This is a genomic window from Stutzerimonas kunmingensis, from assembly GCF_900114065.1.
Classification (GTDB): domain Bacteria; phylum Pseudomonadota; class Gammaproteobacteria; order Pseudomonadales; family Pseudomonadaceae; genus Stutzerimonas; species Stutzerimonas kunmingensis.
Map to the genome: position 1 here is coordinate 308,604 of NZ_FORS01000001.1, position 26,501 is coordinate 335,104.

The window sequence follows — 26,501 nt, forward strand, 5'->3', positions numbered from 1 at the left end:
TCCATGTGTCACGCACCTATTTGACAACATTTGTTGTCACTTATGAAAAGGAGCGCTATAGTTCTGTTGCGGCCGGTACTGGCCGTGACTGTCCAGAGGAAAAACCATGAGCCAACTCGCAACGCTGCAACCGCTCGCAGTCAGCCCTGAAGAGGCTGCTCACGCATCGGGTACAACCAGAACCGCCGTATACGAAGCCATCGCCCGGGGCGACCTGATGTCGTTTAAGGCAGGCAGGCGCCGCCTAATCCTGATTGAGGAACTGCGCGCCTGGCTGAACCGTATGGCGAAGGACAACGCACGATGAGCGCCCGTTTTGAGGCCCTGGAACGGGCCTTCCATCTAATCGACCGCAGCGGCAAAGTCATTGGGTGGCTGGCACTGCCAACCAATACCCGACTGATTGACCTCGAACACCTGCGCCACCTTGGCGCCTCTCGACTGGAGCTAGCGAAATGAATACTGCAACGACCGAAACAGTGGATGAAATCGACGCGTACGACCTGGCGACCTATGCGCGCGAACACGGCAAGTGGCTTGGCTCGATAGCCCGAGCGATCCAGCTCAACTGCAAGCACAAGAACGGCCGCGATGCGCTGGACCTCGCCAACCTGGCGCAGTACCTCGCCGACGATCTGAGCAACTACATGGATTGCGAAGCGGAGCGCATCAAGCGCGTGGAGGGGCTGCAATGAGCCGCATCACTGATCGCGAGGCGTTCGAGATGATCCAGCGCAACACCGCCGTGCTGACGAACGCCGGCAAAGGGTTGGAAGGTATCGGCCGGCTATTGGGCGCCGATGAATCTGAGCATCACCTAAGCGACGACGACCGGAGCAGCCTTGCGTATGCGGTGGCCGCCCTGGGCTCGATGATCTACGCGGCCGCCAACGAAGCATGGGGCTACGCCGCACCGGACAGGGACGAATGGACATGAGAAAGGAAGCAGAGAGGAAACCCGAAGCGGTGCTGCAACACCGCCAGGGGCAAACACATTGGACTGCACCAAGTGAGGACTGAACTATGCCATCACACTCCGCAACCGAGCAAGACCGGCGCCTTCTGGAAGCACTGAGAATTCATCCAGTGACAACCATCGAGGCAGCCAACGACCTGGATATCGTCCACCCGCCATCAACGGTTCGCCGTCTGCGTCGGCGTGGCTTCGATATCCGCACGCAATGGGCCTACCAGGCCACTGAGGCAGGACGGCCACCGCACCGCGTGGGTCAATACGTCCTGATGCAAGAAACAGCGGCCTAGCGGCCATAACGCTGGCGGGGCGCCCTGCCCTGCCGGCTCTAGCACGGGTTCGTTATGGCCAAGAAAAAGCCAAGAGTTAATTGGGGGCCGATGGGCGCGCTATCGCTGCCCAAAGCGCTAATGGCTCAAGCCGATTTCCGCGACCTTTCACCGTCTGCCCTGAAGGTACTCATGGTGCTCGGCTATCAGTACAACGGGCGCAATAACGGCGATCTGGCAGCTACTCACACGATGATGGAGAGCTGGGGCGGGATGGCAAAAGCTACGCTTGCCGGCGCGCTGAAGGAGCTTCAGGAGCGCAACCTGATCACGCGCACTCGGCAGCACAACCGGAGCAGAGACGGAGCGCGCCCGACCCTATTCGCTTTGTCGTGGGAAGGCATCGACGAATGCCCTGGAAAGGATCTTGAGGTGCCCCCCTCACCGGTGCCGAGACGAAAACTGGCCGTGTAATTCGTTTTTTCTAGTTCAATTTTTAGCCCTGACTAGTTCAAAAATTGAACCGCTGTTTTCCTGTTTCGTCCGGTTGTTTTTTCGATGCGCCGTTAGTAGTTCAAAAACTGAACCGTAATCGCACTTTTTGGTGGTTTTGTAGGTTCAAAAACTGAACACCCTTATACATATACCACCCTATACCCAGCTTTCAGCGGGGATTGGGGCGAGGAATCAGAATGACCAACATCGTACCAATCGACCCCGACACCGGGATCATCACCGACCAGGGCGCGCACATCGACGCATTCGGCCAGGCGATGCTGCTCGGCATTTTCTCCGACCTCTGCCAGCTCCGTGATGGTGAGATGGACCAGATCCGGACCATTACCCTGGATGGGATCGCGAAGCGCCTTGGCAAGCTGCTGGAGCGCTACGAACCATGAAGCAGGGAGAGCTCGCACTGTTCGCCAAGATCGCGCCCATGGTTGCCCACTGTGACGGAGCGGTCGCCGCACTGGCGATGTACCAGGCCGATGCCGACCGCGGCGAGCTGGATACCAAGATGCTATCGGGATTCTTGCAAGGCCTGTTCGCTGCCGGCGTGCTCAGTGACGAGGATCTGGCGACACTCGACACCAGGCGCATTCACTGACCCACCAGCCCCCGCCACCGAGCGGGGCTTTAATGCGTCCAGAATTGGACGCATCCCCTGCCGAGCACGTTTCGTGCACCACCCGTGCTCAGCGCGTTGCGATTGGCGAGGCTATCGAGCAGGAGTTGCAAGGTCGGAATCATCGTCCTGCAGAAAGTCCGGAAAATTTTCCGGAGTTACCGAAAGGCGATACCCGCGACCTGGCTGCAAAAGCTGCCGGCTTCGGTAACACCCGCTCAACACCTGTTCAACGTCCGTTGAAACCCAACCCTAACCGGCCGGGTTACTGCTGGGTTTCCACTGTGTAGAAATCAACACACTGTGTCGTTTTCAACACGCGAGACAGACCAACCTGTCCGACTCGGACCAGATCGGCGGTTTCCCAAGATCAAGACCGGGGGTTTCCCACTATCAAGGCAGCGGGTTTTCCCCAGAACTAGGGATATCTCACCGAGACCAAACCGTCTCAGTGAGACCAAAACGGCTCACTCGCCGGGGGTAGGCGCCTCGATACTTCGGGGCTAATAAGCCGGACACCGCGCCCTCAGGTTTTTTCTTATCTCCGCAAAATAATGGTTTTCAGCGACCGTTCGTCAGAAAGTTTCAGAGCTAAATTCTAAACCGTACGGCCCCGGACAAAACCGGAAATTAGCCGAGTTAGGGCTGCAGAGCAGCGATTTACAGGCCTCAAATAAAGCCTAATATGTGTGACATAGCAGTCTACATGACGCTTTGCTTTACATATTGAGGCCGCAGCTATGACCCGCACCATTCCACCGAGAGGCCGCCAGCGTCGCCCGACGAAGGCCGAGATAAATAAGGCGATGGACTTCGTACGGTCGCAGGCAGACCGGGGAAATCTTGACGCCGCAGCGCTACTGATCGGCCTCGATGCATCGCGTAAGGCTCACGAGGATCTGCTGGAGAAAGTATTGGCTCCTGTAATCAAGGGGCTCGACAAATGAAGCTGACGCTCGACCTGCCTATGCAACTGAAGGGGCTCGGCGAATCCGGAGAGTTCTCCGCAGTCGCCTGGGACTACGCGAGGGTAGACCGTCACGGTGACATGATCCTGCCTGGCGCCTTCGATAAGTCGCTGACTGATCACGCCAATCTTGGCTCGATGCCCGCGATGCTGTGGCAGCACAAAGGCGACGAGCCTATCGGTGCGTGGCTGGGCCTTGAAGATACCGGCCAGGGTCTAGAGGCCCACGGGAAGCTCGAACTCTCTATCCCGCGAGCTGCTGAGGCATACGCCCTGCTGAAATCGAGAGCTTTGAGCCTGTCGATCGGATTCCAGGCGAAGGCCTCAGACGTCTACAGCAAGGACGGGATTCGCTACTTCAGAGGCGTCGACCTCACCGAGATATCGCTAGTCAGCGTTCCGGCCAACCCGGGCGCTGTAGTGCGCTCCGTGAAGTGCCTGTCCGACTGCGAATCACCCCGAGACTTTGAAGGCCTGGTGCGCGATGCGCTGGGTCTCTCACGCCGCCAAGCCAAAACGCTCACCGGCCTGGCGTGGCCCGCTCTCTCTGGCCGTGATGGCGAGGAAGCGGAAGAACAAGAGCAAGACTTTGCCGCGGTCGCGGCCCAGATCAAAAACATCACCGCGCTCATTCAAAAGCGCTGAGGAATACGCATGACCACTGAAATCATCACCAAAGCCCTGGAAGAGCACGGCGCCGCAGTTGCAACCATGAAAGACGAACTAACCAAGGGGGTCAAAGGCGTTACGGCACGCATTGAAGATCTCGAGCAGAAGATGGCGCGCCGCGGCGGCGACATTGAGCCAGGTTCTTTCGGCCGCAAGTCCAGTCCGGTCGACTCGTTCATTGAATCGAAGCAGCTGGAAAGCCTCCTAGGTGGAGCCAACAGCACCGGCCGCGTTGTGCTGAGCAATGGTGACCTACCGTCGCTGCGCAAGGCCCTGACCAGTGCAAACGTAGATGTTCAGCCGCAACGCGCGCCCGGGCTGTTCAATAACCCGCAGATTCGTCTCTCCCTTCTGGACTTGCTGCCGGTCGTACCGGTTAACAGCTCATCGTTCGAGTTTATGAGCCTGGTAACGGCTGCAAACGGGGCTGCAGTGCAAGCCACCGAAGGCAGCCTGAAGGCAGAGTCCGCACCAGCCTTTGAGGTGAAGACCGCCAACATCATCACCATCGCGCATTGGGTACGCGCTTCCAATCAGATTCTCTCGGACGCGCCGGCACTCCAGAACCAACTCGATAACCTTCTGCGCTATGGCGTACAAGCAAAGCTAGAAGCGGAGCTGATGAAGGGTGACGGCACTACTGGTCACATTCTCGGTCTTGAGCTGCAGGCCACCGCCTACACCCCGACCGCGACCCACGCTTCTGATCGTGTCGGCCAAGCCCAGACCGCTCTGCAGGCCGCTGGCTGGAACCCGTCCGTCATTGTGATGCACCCCACCGACTGGTTCGCCATCGCTTCCGAGCGCGCCGAAACAGGCAACGGCCAGTACGTGCTCGGATCCCCGCGCGATCCGTCCGGCCAGAACCTTTGGGGCCTGCCTGTCGTGACCTCCCCGGGCATCACTGTCGGCACCGCCCTCGTCATGGACACATCGCAGGTTGCGCTCCTCGACCGCGAGCAGGTCACTGTCATGGCAAGCCGTGAAGACCGGGACAACTTCGTCACGAACCAGACCACCATCCTGGCCGAGGGCCGTTTTGGCCTGGCTGTGTTCGCCCCCGGCGCCGTGCTTAGCGTAGCCCTGAACCCTACCCCGTGAGTTGACGGGTTGGTACCGCTGCCGGAGCGGCCCGCAAGGGAATTCCGGCCCTGGGTAAAGTCGTGAGTCACCAGGCGGACAAAGAACCGCGACAGCCTGCGCAGCACATGCAAGCCGAATGCGAACGGCGCTGGTGGCAGGCAACCAATTCACTTGAGGCAGCTATGAAAGACCTGATTGATTTCCTCGGTATTTACCGCGCCAGGACGCTGCCCAAGGCACTCAAGCACGGCGGCAAGGCATACCACTATGCCCCATCCACAAAGGCCGTCAGCGAGCTCAAGCGATGGCCTGCCAAGTGGTAGAGGGCGGCCCGAAAGCTCAGAGACTTGGCGCTCTGGAAACCGCGCCCTCTCCCATTCGCAGACTTTTGCCTGTTAACGAAGACGTTAACCAACCCGTTAACAGACTAAACACCATCGGTGGCCCAAATGAGTAAATCGTTAGGAACCCTGACGCTCGATCTCGTAGCCCGAACCGGCTCGTTTGTCAGTGGTATGGACAAGGCCGAACGCAGCTCCGAGAAGTGGCGCAAGGAAGTAGAGAAGAACGCGAAGGCAGTCGGCACAGCGTTTGGCGCTGGATCTGCCGCGGCGATCGCAAGCCTCACCGCCATCACCGTATCGACGGTGAACGCAGCGGCTGAGATCAGCAAGCTATCGACCATCGCTGGCTCGTCGTCGACTGAGTTCCAGAAGTTCGCAGCCGGCGCTCAGCTCGTCGGCATCGAGCAGGACAAGCTCGCCGATATCCTGAAGGACGTAACCGACAAGGCCGGCGAGTTCGCGGCAACTGGCGGCGGCGGCATGAAAGACTTTTTCGAGCAGATCGCCCCGCAGGTTGGCGTCACAGCTGACCAGTTCGCCGCCCTATCCGGCCCGCAGGCGCTTGGCCTGTACGTCGACACGCTGGAGAAGGCCGGCGTTAGTCAGCAGCAGATGACCTTCTATATGGAAAGCCTGGCATCTGATGCCACTGCGCTGATTCCGCTACTGAAGGACAACGGCGCAGCCATGAAGGGTTTCGCCGATGAGGCCGAGCGCGCCGGCGCCATCTTGAGTGAACAGACCATCGCGGAAGCCAACAAGCTCCGGGCTGCGATGTTTCTGATGGACCAAGCAACGACAGGCCTAAAGAACCAGATCGGCAGCGCACTGATACCCGTACTGGGCGACTTCGCAGACGGGCTTTCCGGCGTCACTGTGGATGGCAGCCTTGCCGCTACCGTTTCGGAAGACCTGGCCGGATCGCTTCGAGCGGTTGGCAAGGCAGCGGTCGGCGCAGTTGCTGCAATCCACATTGCTGGCAGCGCACTAAAGGACCTGTACGACCTGAACGAGGCGTCGAAGGGTGGCGGTTCCTGGTGGGAGACTTACCTGCCACCGGTACGGATCTACCGCGCCTTCGAGAGTATGGACGAGATCAAGGAGACCTTTAGCGATAGCGTCTCTGGCCTCGACCAGCTTGCGCAGGGTTACGGCGAGTTCCTGAATAAGCTCGACGGCCAGGGCAACGGCGGTGGCGGATCAACCCGGCTGGAAACACTCACCGAGCTATTTAACGAGCTGCAAACCACTATGGCCCCCGGCGCTCTGCCGGCTGCTATCACGAGCACAACCAAGGCCATCGAGAGCCAGGACGAAGCGGTCAAGGAGCAGAACAAGGCGCTTGAGGCCTATCAGCGCCTGATAGCTGACCTGCGAACAGACGAGGAACAGCTAACCGACCAGATGCGCGAGCGCCTGGCTGTGCTCGACGCGATGCAGGGCATCGAGCCTGATGAGCGAATGAAGGTTGCCGGCCGGATCGCGGGCGCAGCTACTGAAGAGGCACCGGAGTTTGGCGGACTAGACGCCACAGTTGGAGGGGCGTTCGGAGAGCTGGCAAAGATCGATGATGCAGAAGAGCAGTTGGCCGAATGGTACGAGCGGCAGCTAGAGATGCTGGAGGGCTTTCGAGCGGATCGCGCGGACCTTGCCGCCACATGGGACGCCGAAGAGCTTTCTTTAAAGGAGGAGCACGAAGCCAAGCTCGCACAGTTGGAGACCGCACGATATACAGCGCAGCTCTCGGCGGCTGAAAGTGTGTTCGGAGATATAGCATCAATCACCAAGCAATTCGCTGGCGAGCAGTCTGGAATTTACAAGGCGATGTTCGTCGCGTCGAAGGCCTTCGCTATTGCGGATGGCATGATTCAAATCGCTAACGGCGTTGCCAAGGCCGCGAACAACCCCTGGCCCGTCAACCTTGGCGCGATGGCCAGCGTTGCGGCGGCTGGTGTAGGTGTGATCTCGAGCATTCAAGCGGTCGGGATGTCTGGTATGGCGCACGATGGTATCGATTCCATTCCCGAAACTGGTACATGGCTGCTGGAGAAAGGCGAGCGCGTCACCACTGCCGAGACCAGCGCCAAGCTGGACAAGACGTTGAGCGACATTCAATCAGGGGGAACTGGAGGACCTACAAGCGTCCAGATAATCAACAACGGCGAGCCAATGACAGCCAGAACCGAACTGGATGGAAAAACGCTGAAGATCATCATGGATCGAGTAAACAGCGAGATCGCCAACGATGGCTCTGTGCATAACACAATCAGCCGCAAGTACGGGCTAGAGACAATGGGGAGATAGGAATGGATCTGGAATGTTTCGATATCGGTGAGCTCGAGCAGAAGCTGCTCCAAGTTGCGACCGAAATTTACGGCTATGACAGGTTTAGACCTGACACGCCTATGCATGAAATCCGCGCGACCGCTGAACAGGCCGGCATGATGTTCGGCCGTATGATTGCCGCCGCACTTCATTCAGGACCGGTCACAGCTGACATCGCGCTCGATATCAGGATCAACGAGCAGCAAGGTAAGGAACGTTTTGTGGCGTCGATTGAGCGACTGCTAGGCCCTGGTGGAGAGCTGCGGTAGATGACGCTCGCATACGGTCGACCAGAGCAAGAAACCATCAAGATTCCGACCGAACTCGCGGTTTTAATCGTGAAGAAGGCGTGTCGATTGGCAGAGAAGCTAGAAAACGAGGCGATCGACCAGATGACCAGGGACGTTCGGCGCGCGCTGCAGCGTGGCACCGACCCGGCCGTTATCGTGAGTCAGATGGGGTTGTGAAAGGCCTACGCCTGCACCCACATTGCACCCATGACGGAGAACCGAGGCAGGCTCTAAATCGCTGAAGACCGCATAGAATCTGGCGTCCCAGGCGAGGTTCGAACTCACAACCTTCCCCTTAGGAGGGGGATGCTCTATCCAATTGAGCTACTGGGACATCACGCGGCGGGCATGGTAACGAGCCAAGCATGATTTGTCATGCGCATCGTAGACCTGATGCCATGCAGCCTCCTACAGCCGAATACACCTCTCACACATAGCAATGCAAATTGCATGACCGCTATTAGCCATCCGTGCAAAGCGCAAGCAATACTCGCCCCACAACAACGCCAACTTATTGATTTATAACAGTTTTTATCCAGATAAACTTTGGCACAGCTACTGCAATAGCTAGGCAAAGTTAACGTGACGCGAAGGATAACGCTCATGATCAAGTCGGCTTTTCTTCTTACTACAGGCTTTACATTTGCCGCCCTGACAGCCTCGCAGCTGCCATCCACCGAACCGCAGCAACAGCGATACGAGCCCTCTTCCCAGTTCTCAATTCAGCGCACGAGCAATTCGGAACGCGCACAGATCACCACCCTCAACTCAGGCGAGGCGAGCGTGCTCACTCAACCGCAACGCTGGGTGTTCTAAGGGATTCAGTTGAGCGCGGATGGTTCCGCAAAAGGAGTTACTCATGTCCAGATTTGCATTGACTTGCTTGCTTCTTACCGCAGCGTGCGGCTACGGTGCCTTCTTGGCCCCCCAAAGCCTGGCGACCTTGGATACCTTGTGCAAAGCAGGACTTGGCATATTCGGAAGCTTATCCCTGATCGCACTCATGATCGGACGCAGGATCAAGTTCGATCCAGTGCTTCGCTAAGACCCCACAGTCGGACGATAATTAGACTGGTTCACAGTAAAGGCATTTTGATAGCACGAGCACTTTACTAATCAGAATATCGACGTACAATTGGCGTCATGAAGCCGTCTCCTAATTTTTAACCTGGCTGACGGAACAGCGAGTACTGGTGGTTGTCAGACCGGTGACTACCCCGGCAATACGCCAGCACGCCCACCTGACTAACCGGTTAATTATGCGCCCTATGAAACAGGCAGTTTATTCCAGCCGTACGGCTGACAAATTCGTTGTTCGGCTTCCCGACGGCATGCGTGAACGCATCGCCGAGGTAGCGCGGAATCATCACCGCAGCATGAACTCAGAAATCATCGCCAGATTGGAGCAGAGCCTGTTGCAGGAAGGCGCACTGGATGAAGATCTGAGCATGCGTCTCGACAGCCCAGAGCTGTCTCTTCACGAGCGAGAGCTTCTGCAGCGCTTTCGCCAGCTCGCTCACCGCCAGCAGAACGCGCTCATTGCATTGATCGCTCAGGACACCGAGCTCGCCAAAGAAGATTGACTCCGGACCAGCCACCAGCTGGAGACAGGTGACTGGCTCCAGCTAACGCTGTCTCTGATTACCCCCTGCTTCCGGCTGCCACTCTCAGGCGGCCAACAAGTCAGCCAGCCGCATCAGTTCACCCCTTCATCATCGTCTTAGCCAATCAAGACAGGCGCGAATGTGCTTCGGACACACGGGTTGCGCCGAATCTATGGTCGACCCAAGATCCGCGCTCGATAAGAAGTTAGAACTTGGATGCAGCAAGGCGCCCCCGTTGCAGAGGCGCCTATACAACTAGCCTACAAAGTTGAGCAGCACCCCGGCCGCAACCGCAGAGCCGATGACACCTGCCACGTTGGGCCCCATGGCATGCATCAGCAGGAAGTTCTGAGGATTGGCCTCCAGCCCCACCTTGTTCGATACACGTGCAGCCATCGGCACAGCAGAGACTCCTGCGGAACCGATCAACGGATTGATCTTGTTCTCACTGAAACGGTTCATCACTTTGGCCATGAAAATACCCGCTGCGGTACCACCGCAAAAGGCAACCATACCCAGCACGAGAATCCCCAAGGTTTTCATCTGCAGGAAGGCCTCGGCCGATAGCTTCGAACCGACTGTCAGACCAAGAGCAATGGTGACGATGTTGATCAGGGCATTTCGTGAAGTATCCGCCAGGCGGTCTACCACACCACATTCGCGCAACAGATTACCGAAGGCGAACATACCCACCAGCGGTGCGGCATCCGGCAGCAGCAAGCCGACCAGCAAACAGAGCACCAGCGGGAATACTATCTTCTCGACCTGCCCGACATGACGCAGTTGCGTCATGACGATTGCACGCTCCTCTTTTGTGGTCATCGCACGCATGATCGGCGGCTGAATCAGCGGCACGAGGGCCATGTAGGAATACGCGGCAACCGCAATCGGACCGAGCAGCTCTGGGGCAAGCTTGGATGTCACGAAGATCGACGTTGGACCGTCTGCGCCCCCAATGATAGCGATCGACGCTGCCTCGCGCAGCGTGAACTCCATACCCGGAATCCCGGCAGCGGTCAGAGCAAGAGCGCCTAGCAGGGTCGCAAAGATTCCGAACTGCGCGGCTGCACCAAGCAGCAGGGTCTTTGGGTTGGCAAGCATGGGGCCAAAGTCGGTCATCGCGCCAACGCCCATGAAGATCAACAGTGGAAAGACGCTGGTCGGTAACCCTACTTCATAAAACAGATGCAGAATTCCGGCACCCTCGCCCATGTTGGCAACCGGGATGTTTGCCAGGATGCCACCGAACCCTATAGGGATCAGCAACAAAGGTTCGAATCCCTTCCGAATCGCCAGATAGATCAGCCCCAGACAGACGAAGATCATCAGCGCCTGCCCTGGCTCCAGATGGTACAGGCCGGTTCCGTGCCACAGCTTGAGCAACTTTTCCATGGGACTCCCCTTAGCCGATGCTCAGCAGACTGTCACCGACCGAAACCGCGTCGCCCACCTTGACGCTGACGGAGGCGACGGTGCCGGCCTTGAACGCACGGATCTCGGTTTCCATTTTCATGGCTTCGAGAATCATCACCAGATCGCCCTCCTGGACCAACTGTCCGGGCTGCACCAGCACTTTGAATATGTTGCCCGCCAGCGGCGCCGCCTGGGTTTCACCAGTGGCAGGCACGGCGGCAGAACCAGCAACCGCGCTGGTAGCGCCGCCACCAGCGCCGAGAGGCTTGATGCCCTCGATATCGCCGCCATCGCTCACTTGTACGACGAAAGATTTGCCGTTGACTTCAACGGTGTAGACCTCCGGCTTGCCCGCCTCTCGCGTTGGTAGATCGCCCCCGGTTGGCGCCGGCTCGAACGCGGATGGGTTTCCACGGTTCTCCAAAAACTTCAATCCGATCTGGGGGAATAGCGCATAGGTCAGCACGTCATCGATCGAATCCGTAGCGAGCTGGATGCCCTTCTCTTTTGCGATCCCTTTCAGTTCGGCAGTAAGTCGATCCATTTCCGGCTGCAGCAGGTCTGCGGGACGACAGGTGATCACCTCGGCCCCCTCCAGCACACGAGCCTGCAGCTCGGAATTGAAAGGCGCAGGGGCCGCACCATATTCACCTTTGAGCACGCCTGCCGTCTCTTTGGTGATCGACTTGTAGCGCTCTCCCATCAGCACATTGATCACCGCCTGGGTACCGACGATTTGCGACGTGGGCGTCACCAGCGGGATGAAGCCGAGGTCTTCACGAACGCGAGGGATTTCAGCAAGCACGTCGTCGAACTTGTCCAGAGCACCCTGCTCCTTCAGCTGACCTTCCATATTGGTCAACATGCCGCCGGGCACCTGAGCCACGAGGATTCGCGAGTCGACACCGCGCAGGGTGCCCTCGAATTTCGCGTACTTCTTGCGAACCTCGCGGAAGTACGCCGCGATTTCCTCGAGCAGCTCCAGGTTCAAGCCGGTATCGCGCTCCGTGCCCTGGAAAATAGCCACCACCGATTCCGTCGGAGAATGTCCGTAGGTCATCGATAGCGACGAAATGGCTGTATCGACATTGTCGATACCCGCTTCTACTGCCTTGAGGATGGCGGCCGTCGACAGGCCGGCTGTAGCGTGGCACTGCATATGGATCGGAATCGCAAGGCTGGACTTCAAGCGCGACACCAGCTCGAACGCCATGTACGGCGTAAGGATGCCTGCCATATCCTTGATCGCCACCGAGTCGGCGCCCATATCCTCGATCTGCTTTGCCAGATCGACCCACATCTCCAGCGTATGCACCGGACTGGTGGTATAGGAAATGGTGCCTTGTGCATGCTTGCCCTGTTGTTTGACGGCACGCAGGGCAGTTTCGAGATTGCGCGGATCGTTCATAGCGTCGAATACGCGAAAGACATCGACGCCATTTACAGCGGCGCGCTCGACGAATTTTTCCACGACATCATCGGCGTAGTGCCGATAGCCCAGCAGGTTCTGGCCTCGCAGCAGCATCTGCTGACGCGTGTTGGGCATGGCCTTCTTGAGTTCGCGAATGCGCTCCCAAGGGTCTTCTCCCAAGTAGCGGATACAGGCATCGAAGGTCGCGCCGCCCCAACTTTCCACCGACCAGAAGCCAACCTGATCGAGCTTGGCAGCGATCGGCAACATGTCTTCCAAGCGAACACGGGTGGCTAGAATGGATTGGTGCGCATCACGCAGCACCACATCGGTTATGCCGAGCGGCTGTTTAGCAATGGTCATGGAAGGAACTCCCTTTCCAGAGTCAACCGCGTCGCGCGCGGTGTTGATGAATCGCGGCCTGGATGGCTGCAAGAATATCCGCATCTGTTTCAGCGCTCGCAAACTGAGCGGCCGCTACTCGAGGCGCCGGCTCAGTGACGAAGCGGCCGGCGAGGTAGGACATCAAGCGAATGCAGAGGATCAACAGAACGAGAAAGGCGAAGACGAAACCGATGCCGAACAGCATGAGTTCGACGCCTTCGAGCAGGAGTTGGCTGGGGGTCATCGGGAGTTCCCTTGTCAGCAGCTCAAGCTGCTTGTTATTCGCTGCGTGGGTTCGGACACGTTTCGCGACACACGAAACGGCCGAACCTTAGCCCGAAACAGCGAAATAAGGCAAACCCCAATAAAGCGCGAAAAGTACCGCTACAGCAGAAAAATGGTCGCCAATCCAAGGAAAATGAAGAACCCGCCGCTGTCTGTCATGGCAGTGATCATGACGCTTGCCCCCATTGCCGGATCGCGCCCCAGGCGCGCCAGCGTCATAGGAATCAGCACGCCCATAAGCGCAGCGAGCAGCAGGTTCAGTGTCATAGCCGCCGTCATGACTACCCCCAGAGACCAGCTGCCATACAGCCACCAGGCCACCGCACCGATCACACCACCCCAGACCAGCCCGTTGACCAGGCCAACCCCGACCTCCTTACGCAACAGTCGGGTCGTATTACCGGTACCCACCTGATCCAACGCCATTGCGCGCACGATCATGGTGATTGTCTGATTACCCGAATTTCCGCCAATGCCTGCGACAATTGGCATCAGGGCCGCGAGGGCCACCAGCTTCTCGATCGAGCCATCGAACAGGCCGATTACCCGGGAGGCGATAAATGCAGTAACCAGGTTGACCGCGAGCCAGGCCCAACGGTTACGGACGGATTTCCAGACGGAGGCGAAGATGTCTTCCTCCTCGCGCAGACCGGCCATGTTGAGAACTTCGCTTTCACTCTCCTCACGGATCAGGTCGACCATCTCATCGATGGTCAGACGCCCGATCAGCTTGCCACCCTTGTCGACGACCGGCGTCGATACCAAGTCATAACGTTCGAAGGCCTGCGCCGCGTCATAGGCGTCTTCATCCGGGTGAAAGGTGACGGGGTCGCTGGCCATCACCTCCGCGACCTGCTTGTCCGGATCGTTAACCAGTAAACGCTTGATCGGGAGCACGCCCTTGAGCACGCCGTCGTAGTCGACCACGAACAGCTTGTCGGTGTGGCCCGGCAACTCCTTGAGACGGCGCAGATAACGCAACACCACTTCGAGACTGACATCCTCACGGATGGTCACCATCTCGAAGTCCATCAGTGCCCCGACCTGATCCTCTTCGTAGGACAGTGCTGATCGCACGCGCTCGCGCTGTTGCGCATCGAGGCTTTCCATCAACTCATGAACGACGTCGCGCGGCAACTCCGGCGCCAGGTCTGCCAGCTCGTCGGCGTCCATTTCCTTCGCCGCGGCAAGCAGTTCGTGATCGTCCATATCGGCGATCAGCGTTTCCCGAACTGCGTCGGACACCTCGAGCAGGATATCGCCGTCTCGCTCGGCCTTGACCAGTTGCCAGACGGTCAGTCGCTCTTCGAGCGGTAGCGCTTCGAGAATGTGAGCGACGTCAGCAGGATGCAATTCGTCGAGCTTGCGCTGCAGCTCGGCGAGAATCTGACTCTCGTCGTAGATCTCACCCTGCTCGCCGTCCTGCCGGTACTCCCCGTCCTCACCGAGCCGACGGCGCTGCAGCAGATCGACCACCTGCGCCAGGCGATCCTGCAGGGTCTCTTGGGGCTTTTTTGCTTCTACTTCTGTCATGGCGCACTCCACCCTGGCCGGGAGCACGCCAGGGAAAATCAATCAATCAGTACGTGATTGGCAAATTGGAAACGTGAACGACTACTGGGTAAGTCCATAAAGAAAGGTTGTTCCACAAACCCTGAGGGGCAGATGCGGGCATCATAACATCGCAATCAGCGGCCCGACGCGCTCAAACACGGCCATCACAATTGCTGCGTCAAAGATGCAGAAAAGCTTGCGACGGAGAAGCCGACATTCTGTCGACGCCTTCACGCTGCGAAGAGACACGAATGTACGAGCAGCTTTTATTGAGTAGCCTGAATGGACAGTTGTTCAGTCATGGAGGACGAGAATGAGAGCACTGTCCATAGGTGTGAGCCTGCTATTGCTATCCACCCCCGCATTTTCAGCAAGCGTATTTCGCTGCATCGACCAATCCGGGCATGTCACCTTCAGCCAGCAAGGTTGCCCGGAAAACCAAAGACAGCAACGGCAGCGTGCAACCAATCCAACACCCAGCTCAGGGAAAGCCGTGCCAATGGCGACCCTCAAGACCAGGAAAAGCCCCGCCGGCGTTGAAGGCGAAAGCCTGGCGATAGTCGCCGAGCGAGATGACGGTTGCGGCAACAGAGTAACCGGCAGCGAACGGCGCAGCGCAATCATCAACAAACAGGTCCGCACCGGCATGACTCGCAGTGACGTCGAAAGCGCATTCGGACGACCGGAGAGCATCACAAGTAGCAACGGGCGGGAACGCCTGCGCTTTCGCAGCAGCAGCGGCCAGGTACGCACCGTCAGCTTCGACGAGTTCGGCTGCGTTCTTGGTAGACGCTAACGCTCGAAAACGAAAAAGGGCCTGCATCGCTGCAGGCCCTTCTCTTGGTTGGCGCACTCAGGAGGATTCGAACCTCCGACCGCTCGGTTCGTAGCCGAGTACTCTATCCAGCTGAGCTATGAGTGCGTAAGTGCTTGTTAGACCAGATCACCGCTGGTGGCTTGAGTGATCCGCATTTCTGCCGATCATTCGAAGTGTGGCGCACTCAGGAGGATTCGAACCTCCGACCGCTCGGTTCGTAGCCGAGTACTCTATCCAGCTGAGCTATGAGTGCGCTGAGCGTGCGCATTATAGGGAGTAAACATTGACGGTCAAGCACTTTGCCGTGGCGCTTTCTTGTATGAAAGCAGGCTGCCGCGAGAACCCTGAACCCTAGAATGCAAAATGGCGGAGAAGGGGGGATTCGAACCCCCGACACCCTTTTGAGGTGTACTCCCTTAGCAGGGGAGCGCCTTCGGCCACTCGGCCACCTCTCCGCAACACGGGGCGCATAATACCCATCTTTGCCCCGTTTGCAAAGCCGAAAATTACAGAAAAATTAGTGGCTTGGTTCCTGATCCTTCTCTTTCTGGATCCGTTGGTAAATCTCCTCGCGATGCACCGCCACCTCCTTGGGCGCATTGACGCCGATACGTACTTGGTTTCCTTTCACACCCAACACGGTGACAGTCACATCGTCACCCACCATCAGGGTTTCTCCAACCCGGCGAGTCAGAATCAGCATTCCTTTCTCCTTAAACGGATTCAGTTCAGTAAACAGTCTGCAAAGATAAATACGGAAAATGTCCGTAAAACATGAAGCTAGAGCCTTTCAACAGGTATTGACCCGCGCGCAGGAGCCTAAAGTTCCTTTTCGCATGACCCAATACGACAGAAGGCGCGGACTAGCGCGCCTTCTGCGAATCATTCCGCAGTATTGCCGGCGGGCGCATCAAGTTCGAACGCAGTATGCAAAGCACGCACGGCAAGCTCGAGGTACTTCTCCTCGATCACTACCGACACTTTGATTTCCGACGTCGAAATCATCTGGATGTTGATATTTTCCTTGGCCAGGGCCTCGAACATGCGGCTGGCTACGCCGGCATGCGAACGCATGCCTACGCCGACGATGGACACCTTGGCGATATCCGTATCGCCGATGACCTCACGAGCGCCCATCTCGGATGCAATGCCCTGCAATACCTGCAACGCATTGTTGTAGTCGTTGCGATGCACAGTGAACGTGAAGTCGGTGGTGTTATCGTGCGCGACGTTCTGCACGATCATATCCACTTCAACGTTCGCGGCGCTGATCGGCCCGAGGATCTTGAACGCCACACCGGGCGTATCCGGGACCCCACGGATGGTCAGCTTGGCCTCGTCGCGGTTGAAGGCGATGCCGGAAATGATGGGCTGTTCCATGGATTCCTCTTCATCAAGGGTAATGAGGGTACCCGGACCCTCCTGAAAACTGTGCAGTACGCGCAGCGGGACGCTGTACTTACCGGCGAACTCAACCGCCCGAATCTGTAGCACCTTGGAGCCGAGGCTGGCCATTTCCAGCATCTCCTCGAAGGTAATCTTGTCCAGTCGCTGAGCCTTGGCCACGACCCGAGGATCGGTGGTATAGACGCCATCCACATCGGTATAGATCTGGCATTCGTCGGCCTTCAGCGCAGCGGCCAGCGCCACACCTGTGGTATCCGAGCCGCCACGACCCAAGGTAGTGATATTGCCCTTCTCGTCCACGCCCTGGAAGCCAGCCACCACAACAACGCGCCCAGCCTTGATGTCGCGCTGGATCCGCTGGCCATCGATCTGCAGGATGCGCGCCTTGGTATGGGCGCTGTCGGTGAGGATACGAACCTGATTGCCAGTGTAGGACACCGCCGGTACGCCGCGCTTGATAAGCGCCATCGCCAACAGCGCAATGGTCACCTGCTCACCGGTGGAAACCATCACATCCAACTCTCGGGCGACCGGCTGATCACTGATCTGCTTGGCGAGATCGATCAGGCGGTTAGTTTCGCCACTCATTGCCGAGACAACCACGACGATATCGTCTCCACCGTCGCGGAACTTCTTGACCTTCTCGGCCACCTGCTCGATCCGCTCGACAGTGCCGACCGAGGTGCCTCCAAACTTCTGTACGATCAAAGCCATTGTTAGCCGCCTAGAGCCCCTGAAGGGCGATCATTAATCAAACAACCCCGAAACCTGCCAAGCACCGACTCAACCAGACCCGCTCGACGGGTGCCGGCGGGACGCAGCACGGTAACTGAATCAAAGCCCCTGCTCGGTAAATGGCACCGCCAGTGCCAGCGCATCATCCAGCTTGGCCGGCTCGCTACCGCCGCCTTGCGCCATATCCGGACGACCACCGCCCTTGCCGCCAACCGCGGCAGCGGCCTGCTTCATCAGGTCGCCGGCCTTCAAACGAGCGGTCAGGTCCTGGGTTACACCCGCGACCAGCACCACCTTGTCGTCATGAACACCGCCCAGAAGAATGACCGCACTGCCCAGCTTGTTCTTCAGCTGGTCGACCAGCGCCAGCAACGCCTTGCCGTCCAGCCCGTCCTGGCGCGCAGCAAGCACGCGCACGCCCTTCACGTCCAGGGCGGAGGTCGCCAGGTCGTTGCCTGCTGCGCTGGCCGCCTTCGCCTTGAGCTGCTCGAGTTCCTTCTCCAGCTGACGGTTGCGCTCAAGAATGCCACCGAGCTTGTCGAGCAGATTTTCACGGCTGCCCTTGACCAGGTTCGCCGCCTCTTTCAGCTGTTCCTCGGCTGCGTTGAGGTAGGCCAATGCAGGTGCGCCAGTGACCGCCTCGATCCGCCGAACACCAGCCGCCACGCCGCCTTCGCTGGTGATCTTGAACAGCCCGATGTCGCCAGTGCGGTTTACGTGAGTACCGCCGCACAACTCGACCGAGAAGCCACCGCCCATGGTCAGCACCCGCACGGAGTCACCGTACTTTTCACCGAACAACGCCATCGCGCCCTTGGCCTTGGCGGTATCGATATCGGTTTCCTCGATCTCCACCGCGGAGTTGCGACGAATCTCGGCGTTGACCCGATCCTCCAGCGCGCGCAGCTGCTCTGGCTTGATCGCCTCGAAGTGGCTGAAGTCGAAGCGCAGGCGCTGACTGTCCACCAGCGAGCCCTTCTGGCTGACGTGTTCACCGAGAATTTCGCGCAGCGCGGCATGCAGCAGGTGGGTTGCCGAATGGTTGAGCGCAGTCGCCTGGCGCACAGATGCGTCGACAGTCGCCTCGACATCCGCACCTACGCGTAGCGTGCCGCCGTCGACGATGCCGTGATGCAGGAAGGCGCTGCCGGCCTTGCTGGTATCGCGGACATCGAAGCGCAAGCCCTCTGCCGCCAGATAGCCACAGTCACCAATCTGGCCGCCGGACTCTGCATAGAACGGCGTCTGATCGAGCACCACGACGCCTTCCTCGCCAGCGCTCAGGCTGTCGACCACCATGCCTTCCTTGAACAGCGCAAGCACCTTACCGGCACCGGATGTGCCCTGGTAACCGAGGAAGCGCGTTTCGCCTTCCACTTTTACCAAGCTGTTGTAGTCCATGCCGAATGCGCTGGCCGAACGCGCACGCTCGCGCTGGGCCTGCATTTCACGCTCGAAGCCTTCTTCGTCGAGGGTCAGATCGCGCTCGCGGGCGATGTCGCCGGTCAGGTCGACCGGGAAGCCGTAGGTGTCGTACAGCTTGAACACCACATCGCCGGGTATGACGCTGCCGGTCAGGCCAGCCAGATCCTGCTCGAGGATTTTCAGGCCCTGCTCCAGGGTCTTGGCGAACTGTTCTTCCTCGTTCTTCAGCACACGCTCGATATGCGCCTGCTGCTGCTTGAGCTCAGGGAACGCATCGCCCATTTCCGCAACGAGTGCGGCGACGATACGGTGGAAGAAGCTGCCTTTGGCGCCCAGCTTGTTGCCGTGACGGCAGGCACGGCGAACGATGCGGCGCAGGACGTAACCGCGGCCTTCGTTGGACGGGGTCACGCCGTCGGCGATGAGGAAGCCGCAGGAGCGGATATGGTCGGCGACGACCTTCAGTGAAGCCTGACCTTCGTTGGCGCAGCCGATGGCATCCGCCGCTGCGTTGAGTAGGCTCTGGAACAGGTCGATTTCATAGTTCGAGTTGACGTGCTGCAGGACCGCACTGATGCGCTCGAGGCCCATCCCGGTGTCGACACTCGGCGCCGGCAGCGGATGCATGACGCCATCGGCCGTGCGGTTGAACTGCATGAAGACGTTGTTCCATATCTCGATATAGCGATCGCCATCTTCCTCCGGCGAGCCGGGCGGGCCGCCCCAGATGTGCTCGCCATGGTCGAAGAAAATCTCGGTGCAGGGTCCGCATGGGCCGGTGTCGCCCATCGCCCAGAAGTTGTCCGACGCGTAAGGGGCGCCCTTGTTGTCACCGATTCGCACCATGCGCTCGGCCGGCACGCCGACTTCCTTGGTCCAGATGTCGTAGGCCTCATCGTCGCTGGCATAGACGGTGACCCAGAGCTTCTCCTTGGGCAGGTTCAGCCACTTCTCGGACGTGAGGAACTCCCAGGCGTAAGTGATGGCGTCGCGCTTGAAATAGTCGCCGAAGCTGAAGTTGCCGAGCATCTCGAAGAAGGTGTGGTGACGCGCGGTGTAGCCGACGTTCTCCAGGTCATTGTGCTTGCCGCCCGCCCGCACGCACTTCTGGCTGGTGGTGGCGCGGGTGTAGGCGCGCTTTTCCAGGCCGAGGAAGCAGTCCTTGAACTGGTTCATGCCGGCGTTGGTGAACAACAGGGTCGGGTCGTTCGCCGGAATCAGCGAACTTGAGGCCACGCGTGTGTGGCCCTTCTCTTCGAAGAAGCGGAGGAAGGCTTCACGGATTTCTGCGCTTTTCATAGATTTCTTCCAGAGGACTGCGGCCGAACGGCTGCAAAACGACACGGCGAGGCGGGACCACCGAAAGCCGGTTCGCAACTACCCAACGGATAGCCGGCAAAGGGCCGCATTATATCGGGCCTGCGCGCCGGGTATAGGGGATAAAGGCGATTGAATCAAGCAATTCGACGTCAGCAACGGCCCATGTTTTCGGCAAATTCGGTGAATGCATTCACCACTACCGGAAGATGCTCGTCATGCAGGTCCATATGGGTAACCAGCCGCAGCCGAGTCGCAGACGTCAGGCGAATGTCACGCTGCGCGCAGAAGGCCGTCAGCGCCGCTGCCTTTTCCCCCATCTCGACATAGATCATGTTGGTCTGCACCGGCTCCACAGCGAAGCCGAGGGCTGCCAACTCATCGCCGAGCTGTAGTGCACGACGATGGTCATCGGCCAATCGCCCGATGTTGTGCTCCAGCGCGTACAAGCCGGCGGCGGCGAGAATGCCGGCCTGGCGCATGCCGCCGCCGACCATCTTGCGCAGACGCCGGGCCTTGGCGATGAACGCCTCGCTGCCGCACAGCACCGAGCCGACTGGCGCGCCGAGGCCCTTGGACAGGCAGACCGACACCGTATCGAAATGCCGGGTGATCTCGCACGCATCGCAGCCGAGCTTCACCGCAGCGTTGTACAGCCGCGCGCCATCGAGGTGCAGCGCCAGCCCGTGACGATGGCTGAAGTCGCGAGCCGCGGCCAAGTAGTCCAGCGGCAGAACCTTGCCATGCATGGTGTTTTCCAGCACGAGCAGGCGACTGCGGGCGAAGTGGAAATTGTCCGGCTTGATCGCGGCCTCGACACGCGCCAGATCCAGCGTTCCGTCGGCTTCCATTTCGATCGGCTGGGGCTGGATCGAGCCGAGCACGGCCGCTCCGCCGCCCTCGTATTTGTAGGTATGGGCCTGCTGCCCGACGATGTATTCATCGCCACGCTCGCAGTGCGCCATCAGCGCCAGCAGATTGCTCATGGTGCCGGACGGCACGAACATCCCCGCAGAAAAGCCCAGGTCGGCTGCGAGGCGCCGTTCGAGCAGAATGACCGTTGGATCTTCGCCATAGACATCGTCACCGGTTTCGGCGGCAAGCATCGCTTCGCGCATTGCTGCGCTGGGCTGGGTAACGGTGTCGCTTCGTAGATCAATCACGGACATGAGATCTCCTCGGGCTCAGGACAAGGCCAACGACGCTACCGCGGCCGCCGTCAGCGCAGCAGGCGCGTATCGAGCACCTTCGAGCCACCACCCAGCAGCGTCTCAGTCATTTCGATGAAGGCGTCGGTGCTGACCGTATCCATGCGCATCAAGCCACGACTGACGTCGTCGAGCGAATGGCGGCCCTTGCTGCGCTGACGGATCTCCTTGTCCAGCTCCTGCAACAGCAGCACGGCACGGGCGGTGGTCGGCCCTGTCGAGCGCTCGGTGCGCAAGCTGTCGACCTTGCGACTCCACTTGGTCAGATGCTCACGTAACGCCTGGTAGCGGTCTTCGCTCATGCCACCGGCGCGACGCACCAGCTCAATGGCGTAGTACTCGGCCAGCCCCTCAGTGATCCAGTCACTGCGGTCGCTGTCCTTGATGCGGCTAAAGACGTGAACAAGCTCATGCACCAGCGAGCTTGTACCGTTCTCGCTGACAATCGGCCGGTCGGCGTGCATGTACAGGGAGTTCGGACCGGACAACCCGCCACGCCACATGGGGTCGCCGGCACCGACGATGAGCAGCTTCGCCGGGTCGCGGGGAAATACATTCTGTACCTGCGGCCAGACGAAGGTCAGCATCGTCAGAATATCCATCCGCCGGACGCCCTCGCCAACCGGCGCCGCGATGGTGACGTCCGTTTCGCCGAGCTTGGCGCGACGGGTACCGAGCTTGCCGGCGAGCATCCAACCGGTCGGCCGGTCGAACAGCCGCTCACGGTTATCCACGCGGAAGCGATTCTTGCCGACACGCGGCCAGCCGGTTTCGATGCTCTTCCAACCCTCGGGCAGCTCGAAGGTGATGCGCGAAACCAGTTTCACACCGTCGACCTGATCGAGCCGGGCCGGCGGCACCAGATCATCGCCACGGAACAGCGCCCAATCACTGGTCATCCGTGCGTCGTAGCGTCCGTTGTCGCGCGGATGGCTGATACGCACGCGGTAGCTGAGACGCGCCTTGCCTTCGGCGGGTCGCCAGGCACCACGCTCCGGCGACGCCTGCAACCACTCGCCATCCGCTACGAAATCGCTGTAGTAGCCGTCATCGCCCAGATTGAACTCCAGGCTACGAACCGCTTCGCCTTTCTCCAGGATCAGTTGCACCTCGGCCTGATCCTCGTCGGGCAGAAAACGCACGTGATAGTCCAGGTCGACCCGCTTGGCCGCGTGGGCCTCGGCGCTGACGAAAAGAACAAGAGCGAACAGCGACAGCAGTCGAACAAGCATCGAAGAGAACTCCATCGGAAACGCGCGGGGTGTGCTGATCTTGAGACGATGCAAACGAGGCTTAGATTCAACCGGCACGGAAAATCAGGTGGTCTTCCCAGTGCTCCTCGGCAACGCTGCCTTCGGCGAGCATCCGGCCCGACTGGGAAATCCGCTCGACGTGCACCGCTTCAGGGTCGCCACAGACCAGGTGATGCCAGAGCGGCAGGTCCTTGCGCTCGGCCACCAGGCGGTAGGCGCAGGTGGGCGGTAGCCATTTGAACTGAGCAGCATCGGAAGCGTTCAGCTGTATGCAGTCCGGCACACTGGCGCGCCGGTTGGGATAATCGCTGCAGCGACAGGTCTTCAGGTCGAGCAGCTTGCAGGCGATACGTGTGTAGTAAACGGCGCCGTCTTCCTCGTCCTCGAGCTTCTGCAGGCAGCAGAGGCCGCATCCGTCGCACAGCGACTCCCATTCCGCCGCATCGAGTTCGGCAAGGGTTTTGCGCATCCAGAAGGGTTCGACCTTGGCCGCCATGACTGTCACTACCGGTAAAAACCGGCAAGTCTAGCCACTGTCAGATATCCGGCCAAGAGCCGCCAGGCGGATGCCGCCGGTAGGAGCCGGCGGCTACATCGAGCGCTACTGCTTGTCGAGCATCTGCCGGTGACTACGCATCTGCTCGAGCATCTGCTCCATGTGCTGGATACGCATGTCGAGCATCTCCTTGGACGGCGCGCCCATCATGCCGCCACCCATGGCGCCCTGCATCGGTTTGCCACCCTGCTTGCCCATTCCGCCGCCGGGCCCGCCCATCGGGCACCCGGCCATGCCACCCATACCGGACTGCATGCTCTGCCAATGCTCTTCGCGAAGTTTCTGTCGCTCCTGCGGGGTCTTCGCAGACTGCCAGGCCTGCCGGTACTCCTGCATCTTCTGCCAATGCTGCTGCCATGCTTCGTTATCGCTGGAGGGCGTCTGCGCGCCGGCCGACATCGCCAGAGCCGCCATTACCGAACCGATCACCAAAGAACGCGTTTTCATCGTCGTCTCCTTATGCATGTACGGTCAGAAGAGCGTAGTTCCGATCCGGCCGACGCATCTTGTCCAGCGTCAGGATCGAGCAGGTATTTACATCGGATCGTTCATGCGCAGCAGCTCTTCGGGCAGATGCTCGATGTAATCATCCTCGGCGGGCGGCATCTGCAGGTGATAACCCTGTGCCTGGAGATTGGCGAGCACCTTGGTGATGTCTTCGCGTGCCAGCTGGCGCTCGGGCGTCAGCACCATTTCGAAGGCCAGCTGCGGCGGCCCGAACGCCGCGATCAGACCTTCGGGGACACGCTTGAGCGCATCGCGCTTTTCGACGTAAAGGTACATTCCGTCCTTGCGTGGGCTTTTGTAGATGGAACAGATGACTTTCATGGTCGTTTTTCCAGAGCATCGAGCAGGGCTTGCCCCATCCGCTCACGGCGCCAGCCGCGCAGCGATTCGGGCAGTTCATAGGGTCCATCGGGGTAGCCGCTCTTGAGCAGCGCCTCGAGCGTTTTCTTGCGCAACATCAGCTCCGGTGCGATATCCAGCGCCTGCGCTTCGCGCTGGCCGACCGCGCGCAGCTTTTTCAGCACGGACGACACCTCCAGGGGCAATGGTTCCGGTAGCGGTGCCGGCCAATCCTGTTCGGGCGTCGCCGCGGCCTCACGGATCATCTCCAGCAGCAATTCACCATCCTGGCGCACGGTACGCGGATGCATGTCCTCGATCCGGGCCAGCGTCACCAGATCGCGCGGCTGGGTGCGCGCCAGCGGCCAGAGACTGGCTTCGCGCAGCACGCGATTGCGCGGTTGGTTGCGCGCACGGGCCTGACGCTCGCGCCAGGCCGTCAGCACCTTGAGCACGGCGAGCTGCTGCGGCTTGAGCCGCCAGGCCTGCTTCACATCACGGTAGGCTTCATCGGGATCGGATTCGCGCTGCAGGTTGGCCACCAGCTCGGCACCATCCTCCAGTACCCAGGCACGCTTGTCCTCGGACAGCTTCGGCAGCAGTGCTTCGTACAATTCGGCCAGATGCTGGGCATCCTCGGCGGCATATTGCACCTGCATGTGGCTCAGAGGCCGCTGCAACCAGTCCGAGCGCGTTTCGCCCTTGGGCAACTCGATGCCGAGTACCGCCTGGACCAGCCGCGAGTAGCCCATGGAAAAACCGATATTCAGGTAACCGGCCGCCAGCTGGGTGTCGAACAGCGGCTGCGGCAGGCTACCGGTCAGACGCAGCAGTACTTCGAGGTCTTCGCTGCAGGCGTGCAGCACTTTCACCACCGCCGGGTCTTGCAGCAACGCGGCAAACGCGGACCAGTCACGTACGCTCAGCGGGTCGATCAGATAGGCACGCCGCCCGTCACCGACCTGTATCAGCCCGGCGATGGGGTAGAAGGTATCGACCCTCATGAATTCGGTATCCACTGCCACATAGGGCAGCTGGCGCCATTCGGCGCACAGGCGGGTCAGATGTTCATCATCCAGAACCCATTGAGTTTCGATGGCCACACGGCCCTCCTTTTCGGCTGACGACCGGCGCACGGCCGAACGAGGCGCGCAGTATATATCGAGCATCCGAGCGGCCGGGGCATTCATGACCGCCACGCGCGCTGGTAGTGTTGACCGATCAATCCGCGTGGAACCGCACCGATGCCACTGGCCCAACTCATTACCGCCGCTGAGCTTGCCCAGCGCCTGCACACCCCCGACCTGCTGATTCTGGATTGCCGGTTCGCCCTGGAAGATCCGGCCTATGGCGAGCGTAGTTACAGGAAGGCGCATATTCCCGGCGCGCAGTTCGCCGATCTGGAAAAAGACCTGTCCGGCCCGGTGATCCCCGGCACCACCGGGCGCCACCCACTGCCGGATCCTGAGCAGTTGCTGACTCGCCTGCGCCAATGGGGCCTCAATGGCGGCAGCGAAGTGGTGCTCTATGACGACGGCCCCGGCGCGTTTGCCGCTCGGGCGTGGTGGCTGTTGCTGTGGCTGGGCAAGCGTGAGGGCGTCTACCTGCTGGACGGGGGCGTAAACGCTTGGCGAGAAGCGGGGTTGCCCATGGAAAGCACCACGCCCGCGGTGCAGCCGGGCCATTTCGACGGCAACGCAGACGACAGCATGGTCGTCAATGCAGCGCGACTGCAAGAACGCCTGCATAGCCCCGAGCTGGCACTGCTCGACGCACGCGCCCTGCCGCGTTTCCTCGGCGAGGTCGAGCCCATAGACCCGATCGGCGGGCATATTCCCGGTGCCGTTTGCGTGCCCTTCAGCGAAAACCTGGGCAGTGATGGTCGCTTTCTCGATGCCGAGCAGCTACGCGGCCGATTCGATCAGCTGCTAGACGGCAAGTCACCGCAAGTTGCAGTGGCCTATTGCGGCTCCGGTGTCACCGCCTGTCACAACCTGTTCGCGCTCTGTCTCGCGGGTTACCCACTGGCCAAGCTGTATCCGGGCTCATGGAGCGAGTGGATCACCGACCCAAGCCGGCCGCGGGCATGATGCCGAGACAAGCCGCTGCGCCCAGCGCGCAGCGTGGCTCGCCAGTCAGAATACGTCCAAGGGGTTTTCACCGAAGTTACATTTGTTTTCACGACCGTTAGTCGTCATCTTTACGAAAAATTGCAATTCATTGTCTTGCTACCTGTCGGA

33 protein-coding genes and 4 tRNA genes are annotated in these 26,501 nt (G+C 59.7%); 20 read left to right on the forward strand and 17 right to left on the reverse strand.

Annotated elements, in window-relative coordinates:
- Window positions 1-106: 106 nt before the first annotated feature.
- From BM275_RS01485 to BM275_RS01545, 15 genes are all read left to right on the forward strand, one after another.
- Entirely contained in the window at window positions 107-307 is a 201-nt protein-coding gene (locus tag BM275_RS01485) for a helix-turn-helix domain-containing protein (protein ID WP_090519062.1), read from the forward strand.
- The gene (locus BM275_RS22215; protein WP_165362553.1) at window positions 304-459 is read left to right on the forward strand and encodes a hypothetical protein; all 156 of its coding nucleotides are present in this window, start codon (window positions 304-306) and stop codon (window positions 457-459) included. The genes BM275_RS01485 and BM275_RS22215 overlap by 4 nt, the downstream gene beginning before the upstream one ends.
- Entirely contained in the window at window positions 456-695 is a 240-nt protein-coding gene (locus BM275_RS01490) for a hypothetical protein (protein ID WP_090519063.1), read from the forward strand. Before BM275_RS22215 ends, BM275_RS01490 begins: the two co-directional genes overlap by 4 nt.
- Complete coding sequence (locus tag BM275_RS01495) at window positions 692-937, forward strand: hypothetical protein (protein ID WP_045632001.1); 246 nt, start codon at window positions 692-694, stop codon at window positions 935-937. The genes BM275_RS01490 and BM275_RS01495 overlap by 4 nt, the downstream gene beginning before the upstream one ends.
- 86 nt (window positions 938-1,023) lie before the next feature.
- Entirely contained in the window at window positions 1,024-1,263 is a 240-nt protein-coding gene (locus tag BM275_RS01500; RefSeq protein WP_090519064.1) for a helix-turn-helix domain-containing protein, read from the forward strand.
- 54 nt (window positions 1,264-1,317) lie between these two features.
- Window positions 1,318-1,716 carry a helix-turn-helix domain-containing protein gene (locus tag BM275_RS01505; protein WP_090519065.1) on the forward strand — a complete coding sequence of 133 codons (399 nt, stop codon included), beginning with the start codon at window positions 1,318-1,320 and terminating at the stop codon, window positions 1,714-1,716.
- Between the two features lie 218 nt (window positions 1,717-1,934).
- The gene (locus BM275_RS01510) at window positions 1,935-2,141 is read left to right on the forward strand and encodes a hypothetical protein (RefSeq protein ID WP_090519066.1); all 207 of its coding nucleotides are present in this window, start codon (window positions 1,935-1,937) and stop codon (window positions 2,139-2,141) included.
- The gene (locus BM275_RS01515; protein ID WP_090519067.1) at window positions 2,138-2,350 is read left to right on the forward strand and encodes a hypothetical protein; all 213 of its coding nucleotides are present in this window, start codon (window positions 2,138-2,140) and stop codon (window positions 2,348-2,350) included. Before BM275_RS01510 ends, BM275_RS01515 begins: the two co-directional genes overlap by 4 nt.
- 758 nt (window positions 2,351-3,108) lie before the next feature.
- Entirely contained in the window at window positions 3,109-3,315 is a 207-nt protein-coding gene (locus tag BM275_RS01520; RefSeq protein WP_090519068.1) for a hypothetical protein, read from the forward strand.
- Window positions 3,312-3,980 carry an HK97 family phage prohead protease gene (locus BM275_RS01525; RefSeq protein WP_090519069.1) on the forward strand — a complete coding sequence of 223 codons (669 nt, stop codon included), beginning with the start codon at window positions 3,312-3,314 and terminating at the stop codon, window positions 3,978-3,980. The genes BM275_RS01520 and BM275_RS01525 overlap by 4 nt, the downstream gene beginning before the upstream one ends.
- 9 nt (window positions 3,981-3,989) lie before the next feature.
- The gene (locus BM275_RS01530; RefSeq protein WP_090519070.1) at window positions 3,990-5,105 is read left to right on the forward strand and encodes a phage major capsid protein; all 1,116 of its coding nucleotides are present in this window, start codon (window positions 3,990-3,992) and stop codon (window positions 5,103-5,105) included.
- A 164-nt stretch (window positions 5,106-5,269) separates the two neighbouring features.
- On the forward strand, window positions 5,270-5,410 hold the full coding sequence (locus BM275_RS22220) for a hypothetical protein (protein WP_167362143.1): 141 nt from the start codon (window positions 5,270-5,272) through the stop codon (window positions 5,408-5,410).
- A gap of 126 nt (window positions 5,411-5,536) precedes the next feature.
- Entirely contained in the window at window positions 5,537-7,735 is a 2,199-nt protein-coding gene (locus BM275_RS01535; protein ID WP_090519071.1) for a hypothetical protein, read from the forward strand.
- A 2-nt stretch (window positions 7,736-7,737) separates the two neighbouring features.
- Window positions 7,738-8,025, forward strand: coding sequence for a hypothetical protein (locus tag BM275_RS01540; RefSeq protein ID WP_090519072.1), 288 nt, complete (start codon window positions 7,738-7,740; stop codon window positions 8,023-8,025).
- The gene (locus BM275_RS01545) at window positions 8,026-8,223 is read left to right on the forward strand and encodes a hypothetical protein (RefSeq protein ID WP_090519073.1); all 198 of its coding nucleotides are present in this window, start codon (window positions 8,026-8,028) and stop codon (window positions 8,221-8,223) included.
- Between the two features lie 80 nt (window positions 8,224-8,303).
- On the opposite strand, the gene BM275_RS01550 is transcribed toward BM275_RS01545, so the two are convergent.
- Window positions 8,304-8,380 (reverse strand) — tRNA-Arg (locus tag BM275_RS01550).
- Between the two features lie 269 nt (window positions 8,381-8,649).
- Here BM275_RS01550 and BM275_RS01555 point away from each other — a divergent pair.
- From BM275_RS01555 to BM275_RS01565, 3 genes are all read left to right on the forward strand, one after another.
- A complete protein-coding gene (locus BM275_RS01555; protein WP_090519074.1) occupies window positions 8,650-8,862 on the forward strand; it encodes a hypothetical protein in 213 nt (70 codons plus the stop codon).
- Window positions 8,863-8,905: 43 nt separating this feature from the next.
- Complete coding sequence (locus BM275_RS22570) at window positions 8,906-9,091, forward strand: PA3371 family protein (RefSeq protein WP_014819749.1); 186 nt, start codon at window positions 8,906-8,908, stop codon at window positions 9,089-9,091.
- 214 nt (window positions 9,092-9,305) lie between these two features.
- Complete coding sequence (locus BM275_RS01565; RefSeq protein ID WP_003301308.1) at window positions 9,306-9,629, forward strand: Arc family DNA-binding protein; 324 nt, start codon at window positions 9,306-9,308, stop codon at window positions 9,627-9,629.
- A 276-nt stretch (window positions 9,630-9,905) separates the two neighbouring features.
- On the opposite strand, the gene BM275_RS01570 is transcribed toward BM275_RS01565, so the two are convergent.
- From BM275_RS01570 to mgtE, 4 genes are all read right to left on the reverse strand, one after another.
- The gene (locus tag BM275_RS01570) at window positions 9,906-11,042 is read right to left on the reverse strand and encodes a sodium ion-translocating decarboxylase subunit beta (protein WP_014819748.1); all 1,137 of its coding nucleotides are present in this window, start codon (window positions 11,040-11,042) and stop codon (window positions 9,906-9,908) included.
- A 10-nt stretch (window positions 11,043-11,052) separates the two neighbouring features.
- Window positions 11,053-12,837 (reverse strand): sodium-extruding oxaloacetate decarboxylase subunit alpha, encoded by a 1,785-nt coding sequence (gene oadA / locus BM275_RS01575; protein ID WP_046619873.1) that lies wholly within the window; start codon window positions 12,835-12,837, stop codon window positions 11,053-11,055.
- A gap of 22 nt (window positions 12,838-12,859) precedes the next feature.
- Complete coding sequence (locus BM275_RS01580; protein WP_090519075.1) at window positions 12,860-13,102, reverse strand: OadG family protein; 243 nt, start codon at window positions 13,100-13,102, stop codon at window positions 12,860-12,862.
- Window positions 13,103-13,242: 140 nt separating this feature from the next.
- Window positions 13,243-14,676 carry a magnesium transporter gene (gene mgtE / locus BM275_RS01585; protein WP_014819745.1) on the reverse strand — a complete coding sequence of 478 codons (1,434 nt, stop codon included), beginning with the start codon at window positions 14,674-14,676 and terminating at the stop codon, window positions 13,243-13,245.
- Between the two features lie 334 nt (window positions 14,677-15,010).
- Here mgtE and BM275_RS01590 point away from each other — a divergent pair, with 334 nt between their 5' ends.
- Window positions 15,011-15,493 (forward strand): DUF4124 domain-containing protein, encoded by a 483-nt coding sequence (locus tag BM275_RS01590; protein ID WP_167362144.1) that lies wholly within the window; start codon window positions 15,011-15,013, stop codon window positions 15,491-15,493.
- 49 nt (window positions 15,494-15,542) lie between these two features.
- Here the strand turns inward: BM275_RS01590 and BM275_RS01595 are convergent.
- From BM275_RS01595 to rnd, 12 genes are all read right to left on the reverse strand, one after another.
- Window positions 15,543-15,619 (reverse strand) — tRNA-Arg (locus tag BM275_RS01595).
- 71 nt (window positions 15,620-15,690) lie between these two features.
- Window positions 15,691-15,767 (reverse strand) — tRNA-Arg (locus BM275_RS01600).
- Window positions 15,768-15,878: 111 nt separating this feature from the next.
- Window positions 15,879-15,969 (reverse strand) — tRNA-Ser (locus BM275_RS01605).
- A 62-nt stretch (window positions 15,970-16,031) separates the two neighbouring features.
- Window positions 16,032-16,217 carry a carbon storage regulator CsrA gene (csrA, locus tag BM275_RS01610; RefSeq protein ID WP_003283978.1) on the reverse strand — a complete coding sequence of 62 codons (186 nt, stop codon included), beginning with the start codon at window positions 16,215-16,217 and terminating at the stop codon, window positions 16,032-16,034.
- 179 nt (window positions 16,218-16,396) lie between these two features.
- Window positions 16,397-17,635 (reverse strand): aspartate kinase, encoded by a 1,239-nt coding sequence (locus BM275_RS01615; RefSeq protein WP_003301319.1) that lies wholly within the window; start codon window positions 17,633-17,635, stop codon window positions 16,397-16,399.
- Between the two features lie 120 nt (window positions 17,636-17,755).
- A complete protein-coding gene (gene alaS / locus BM275_RS01620; protein ID WP_090519076.1) occupies window positions 17,756-20,380 on the reverse strand; it encodes an alanine--tRNA ligase in 2,625 nt (874 codons plus the stop codon).
- A 170-nt stretch (window positions 20,381-20,550) separates the two neighbouring features.
- Window positions 20,551-21,567 carry a low-specificity L-threonine aldolase gene (gene ltaE, locus BM275_RS01625; RefSeq protein WP_090519077.1) on the reverse strand — a complete coding sequence of 339 codons (1,017 nt, stop codon included), beginning with the start codon at window positions 21,565-21,567 and terminating at the stop codon, window positions 20,551-20,553.
- Between the two features lie 50 nt (window positions 21,568-21,617).
- Window positions 21,618-22,838 (reverse strand): M61 metallopeptidase family protein, encoded by a 1,221-nt coding sequence (locus BM275_RS01630; protein ID WP_090519078.1) that lies wholly within the window; start codon window positions 22,836-22,838, stop codon window positions 21,618-21,620.
- 67 nt (window positions 22,839-22,905) lie between these two features.
- On the reverse strand, window positions 22,906-23,355 hold the full coding sequence (locus BM275_RS01635; RefSeq protein ID WP_023444358.1) for a YcgN family cysteine cluster protein: 450 nt from the start codon (window positions 23,353-23,355) through the stop codon (window positions 22,906-22,908).
- 105 nt (window positions 23,356-23,460) lie between these two features.
- Window positions 23,461-23,862, reverse strand: coding sequence for a hypothetical protein (locus tag BM275_RS01640; RefSeq protein WP_014819738.1), 402 nt, complete (start codon window positions 23,860-23,862; stop codon window positions 23,461-23,463).
- A gap of 87 nt (window positions 23,863-23,949) precedes the next feature.
- Window positions 23,950-24,243 (reverse strand): YcgL domain-containing protein, encoded by a 294-nt coding sequence (locus tag BM275_RS01645; protein ID WP_014819737.1) that lies wholly within the window; start codon window positions 24,241-24,243, stop codon window positions 23,950-23,952.
- Window positions 24,240-25,364: a ribonuclease D gene (gene rnd / locus BM275_RS01650; RefSeq protein WP_041013458.1), complete on the reverse strand. Its 1,125-nt coding sequence runs from the start codon at window positions 25,362-25,364 to the stop codon at window positions 24,240-24,242. Before rnd ends, BM275_RS01645 begins: the two co-directional genes overlap by 4 nt.
- Window positions 25,365-25,505: 141 nt before the next feature.
- Here rnd and BM275_RS01655 point away from each other — a divergent pair, with 141 nt between their 5' ends.
- Window positions 25,506-26,351: a sulfurtransferase gene (locus BM275_RS01655; RefSeq protein WP_090519079.1), complete on the forward strand. Its 846-nt coding sequence runs from the start codon at window positions 25,506-25,508 to the stop codon at window positions 26,349-26,351.
- Window positions 26,352-26,501 lie beyond the last annotated feature (150 nt).

Excerpts from the sequence above, each read along its gene's own strand:
- BM275_RS01485 (WP_090519062.1), top strand. The coding sequence starts at position 107 with ATGAGCCAACTCGCAACGCTGCAACCGCTCGCAGTCAGCCCTGAAGAG.
- BM275_RS22215 (WP_165362553.1), top strand. The coding sequence starts at position 304 with ATGAGCGCCCGTTTTGAGGCCCTGGAACGGGCCTTCCATCTAATCGAC.
- BM275_RS01490 (WP_090519063.1), top strand. The coding sequence starts at position 456 with ATGAATACTGCAACGACCGAAACAGTGGATGAAATCGACGCGTACGAC.
- BM275_RS01495 (WP_045632001.1), top strand. The coding sequence starts at position 692 with ATGAGCCGCATCACTGATCGCGAGGCGTTCGAGATGATCCAGCGCAAC.
- BM275_RS01500 (WP_090519064.1), top strand. The coding sequence starts at position 1,024 with ATGCCATCACACTCCGCAACCGAGCAAGACCGGCGCCTTCTGGAAGCA.
- BM275_RS01505 (WP_090519065.1), top strand. The coding sequence starts at position 1,318 with ATGGCCAAGAAAAAGCCAAGAGTTAATTGGGGGCCGATGGGCGCGCTA.
- BM275_RS01510 (WP_090519066.1), top strand. The coding sequence starts at position 1,935 with ATGACCAACATCGTACCAATCGACCCCGACACCGGGATCATCACCGAC.
- BM275_RS01515 (WP_090519067.1), top strand. The coding sequence starts at position 2,138 with ATGAAGCAGGGAGAGCTCGCACTGTTCGCCAAGATCGCGCCCATGGTT.
- BM275_RS01520 (WP_090519068.1), top strand. The coding sequence starts at position 3,109 with ATGACCCGCACCATTCCACCGAGAGGCCGCCAGCGTCGCCCGACGAAG.
- BM275_RS01525 (WP_090519069.1), top strand. The coding sequence starts at position 3,312 with ATGAAGCTGACGCTCGACCTGCCTATGCAACTGAAGGGGCTCGGCGAA.
- BM275_RS01530 (WP_090519070.1), top strand. The coding sequence starts at position 3,990 with ATGACCACTGAAATCATCACCAAAGCCCTGGAAGAGCACGGCGCCGCA.
- BM275_RS22220 (WP_167362143.1), top strand. The coding sequence starts at position 5,270 with ATGAAAGACCTGATTGATTTCCTCGGTATTTACCGCGCCAGGACGCTG.
- BM275_RS01535 (WP_090519071.1), top strand. The coding sequence starts at position 5,537 with ATGAGTAAATCGTTAGGAACCCTGACGCTCGATCTCGTAGCCCGAACC.
- BM275_RS01540 (WP_090519072.1), top strand. The coding sequence starts at position 7,738 with ATGGATCTGGAATGTTTCGATATCGGTGAGCTCGAGCAGAAGCTGCTC.
- BM275_RS01545 (WP_090519073.1), top strand. The coding sequence starts at position 8,026 with ATGACGCTCGCATACGGTCGACCAGAGCAAGAAACCATCAAGATTCCG.
- BM275_RS01555 (WP_090519074.1), top strand. The coding sequence starts at position 8,650 with ATGATCAAGTCGGCTTTTCTTCTTACTACAGGCTTTACATTTGCCGCC.
- BM275_RS22570 (WP_014819749.1), top strand. The coding sequence starts at position 8,906 with ATGTCCAGATTTGCATTGACTTGCTTGCTTCTTACCGCAGCGTGCGGC.
- BM275_RS01565 (WP_003301308.1), top strand. The coding sequence starts at position 9,306 with ATGCGCCCTATGAAACAGGCAGTTTATTCCAGCCGTACGGCTGACAAA.
- BM275_RS01570 (WP_014819748.1), bottom strand. The coding sequence starts at position 11,042 with ATGGAAAAGTTGCTCAAGCTGTGGCACGGAACCGGCCTGTACCATCTG.
- oadA (WP_046619873.1), bottom strand. The coding sequence starts at position 12,837 with ATGACCATTGCTAAACAGCCGCTCGGCATAACCGATGTGGTGCTGCGT.
- BM275_RS01580 (WP_090519075.1), bottom strand. The coding sequence starts at position 13,102 with ATGACCCCCAGCCAACTCCTGCTCGAAGGCGTCGAACTCATGCTGTTC.
- mgtE (WP_014819745.1), bottom strand. The coding sequence starts at position 14,676 with ATGACAGAAGTAGAAGCAAAAAAGCCCCAAGAGACCCTGCAGGATCGC.
- BM275_RS01590 (WP_167362144.1), top strand. The coding sequence starts at position 15,011 with ATGAGAGCACTGTCCATAGGTGTGAGCCTGCTATTGCTATCCACCCCC.
- csrA (WP_003283978.1), bottom strand. The coding sequence starts at position 16,217 with ATGCTGATTCTGACTCGCCGGGTTGGAGAAACCCTGATGGTGGGTGAC.
- BM275_RS01615 (WP_003301319.1), bottom strand. The coding sequence starts at position 17,635 with ATGGCTTTGATCGTACAGAAGTTTGGAGGCACCTCGGTCGGCACTGTC.
- alaS (WP_090519076.1), bottom strand. The coding sequence starts at position 20,380 with ATGAAAAGCGCAGAAATCCGTGAAGCCTTCCTCCGCTTCTTCGAAGAG.
- ltaE (WP_090519077.1), bottom strand. The coding sequence starts at position 21,567 with ATGTCCGTGATTGATCTACGAAGCGACACCGTTACCCAGCCCAGCGCA.
- BM275_RS01630 (WP_090519078.1), bottom strand. The coding sequence starts at position 22,838 with ATGCTTGTTCGACTGCTGTCGCTGTTCGCTCTTGTTCTTTTCGTCAGC.
- BM275_RS01635 (WP_023444358.1), bottom strand. The coding sequence starts at position 23,355 with ATGGCGGCCAAGGTCGAACCCTTCTGGATGCGCAAAACCCTTGCCGAA.
- BM275_RS01640 (WP_014819738.1), bottom strand. The coding sequence starts at position 23,862 with ATGAAAACGCGTTCTTTGGTGATCGGTTCGGTAATGGCGGCTCTGGCG.
- BM275_RS01645 (WP_014819737.1), bottom strand. The coding sequence starts at position 24,243 with ATGAAAGTCATCTGTTCCATCTACAAAAGCCCACGCAAGGACGGAATG.
- BM275_RS01655 (WP_090519079.1), top strand. The coding sequence starts at position 25,506 with ATGCCACTGGCCCAACTCATTACCGCCGCTGAGCTTGCCCAGCGCCTG.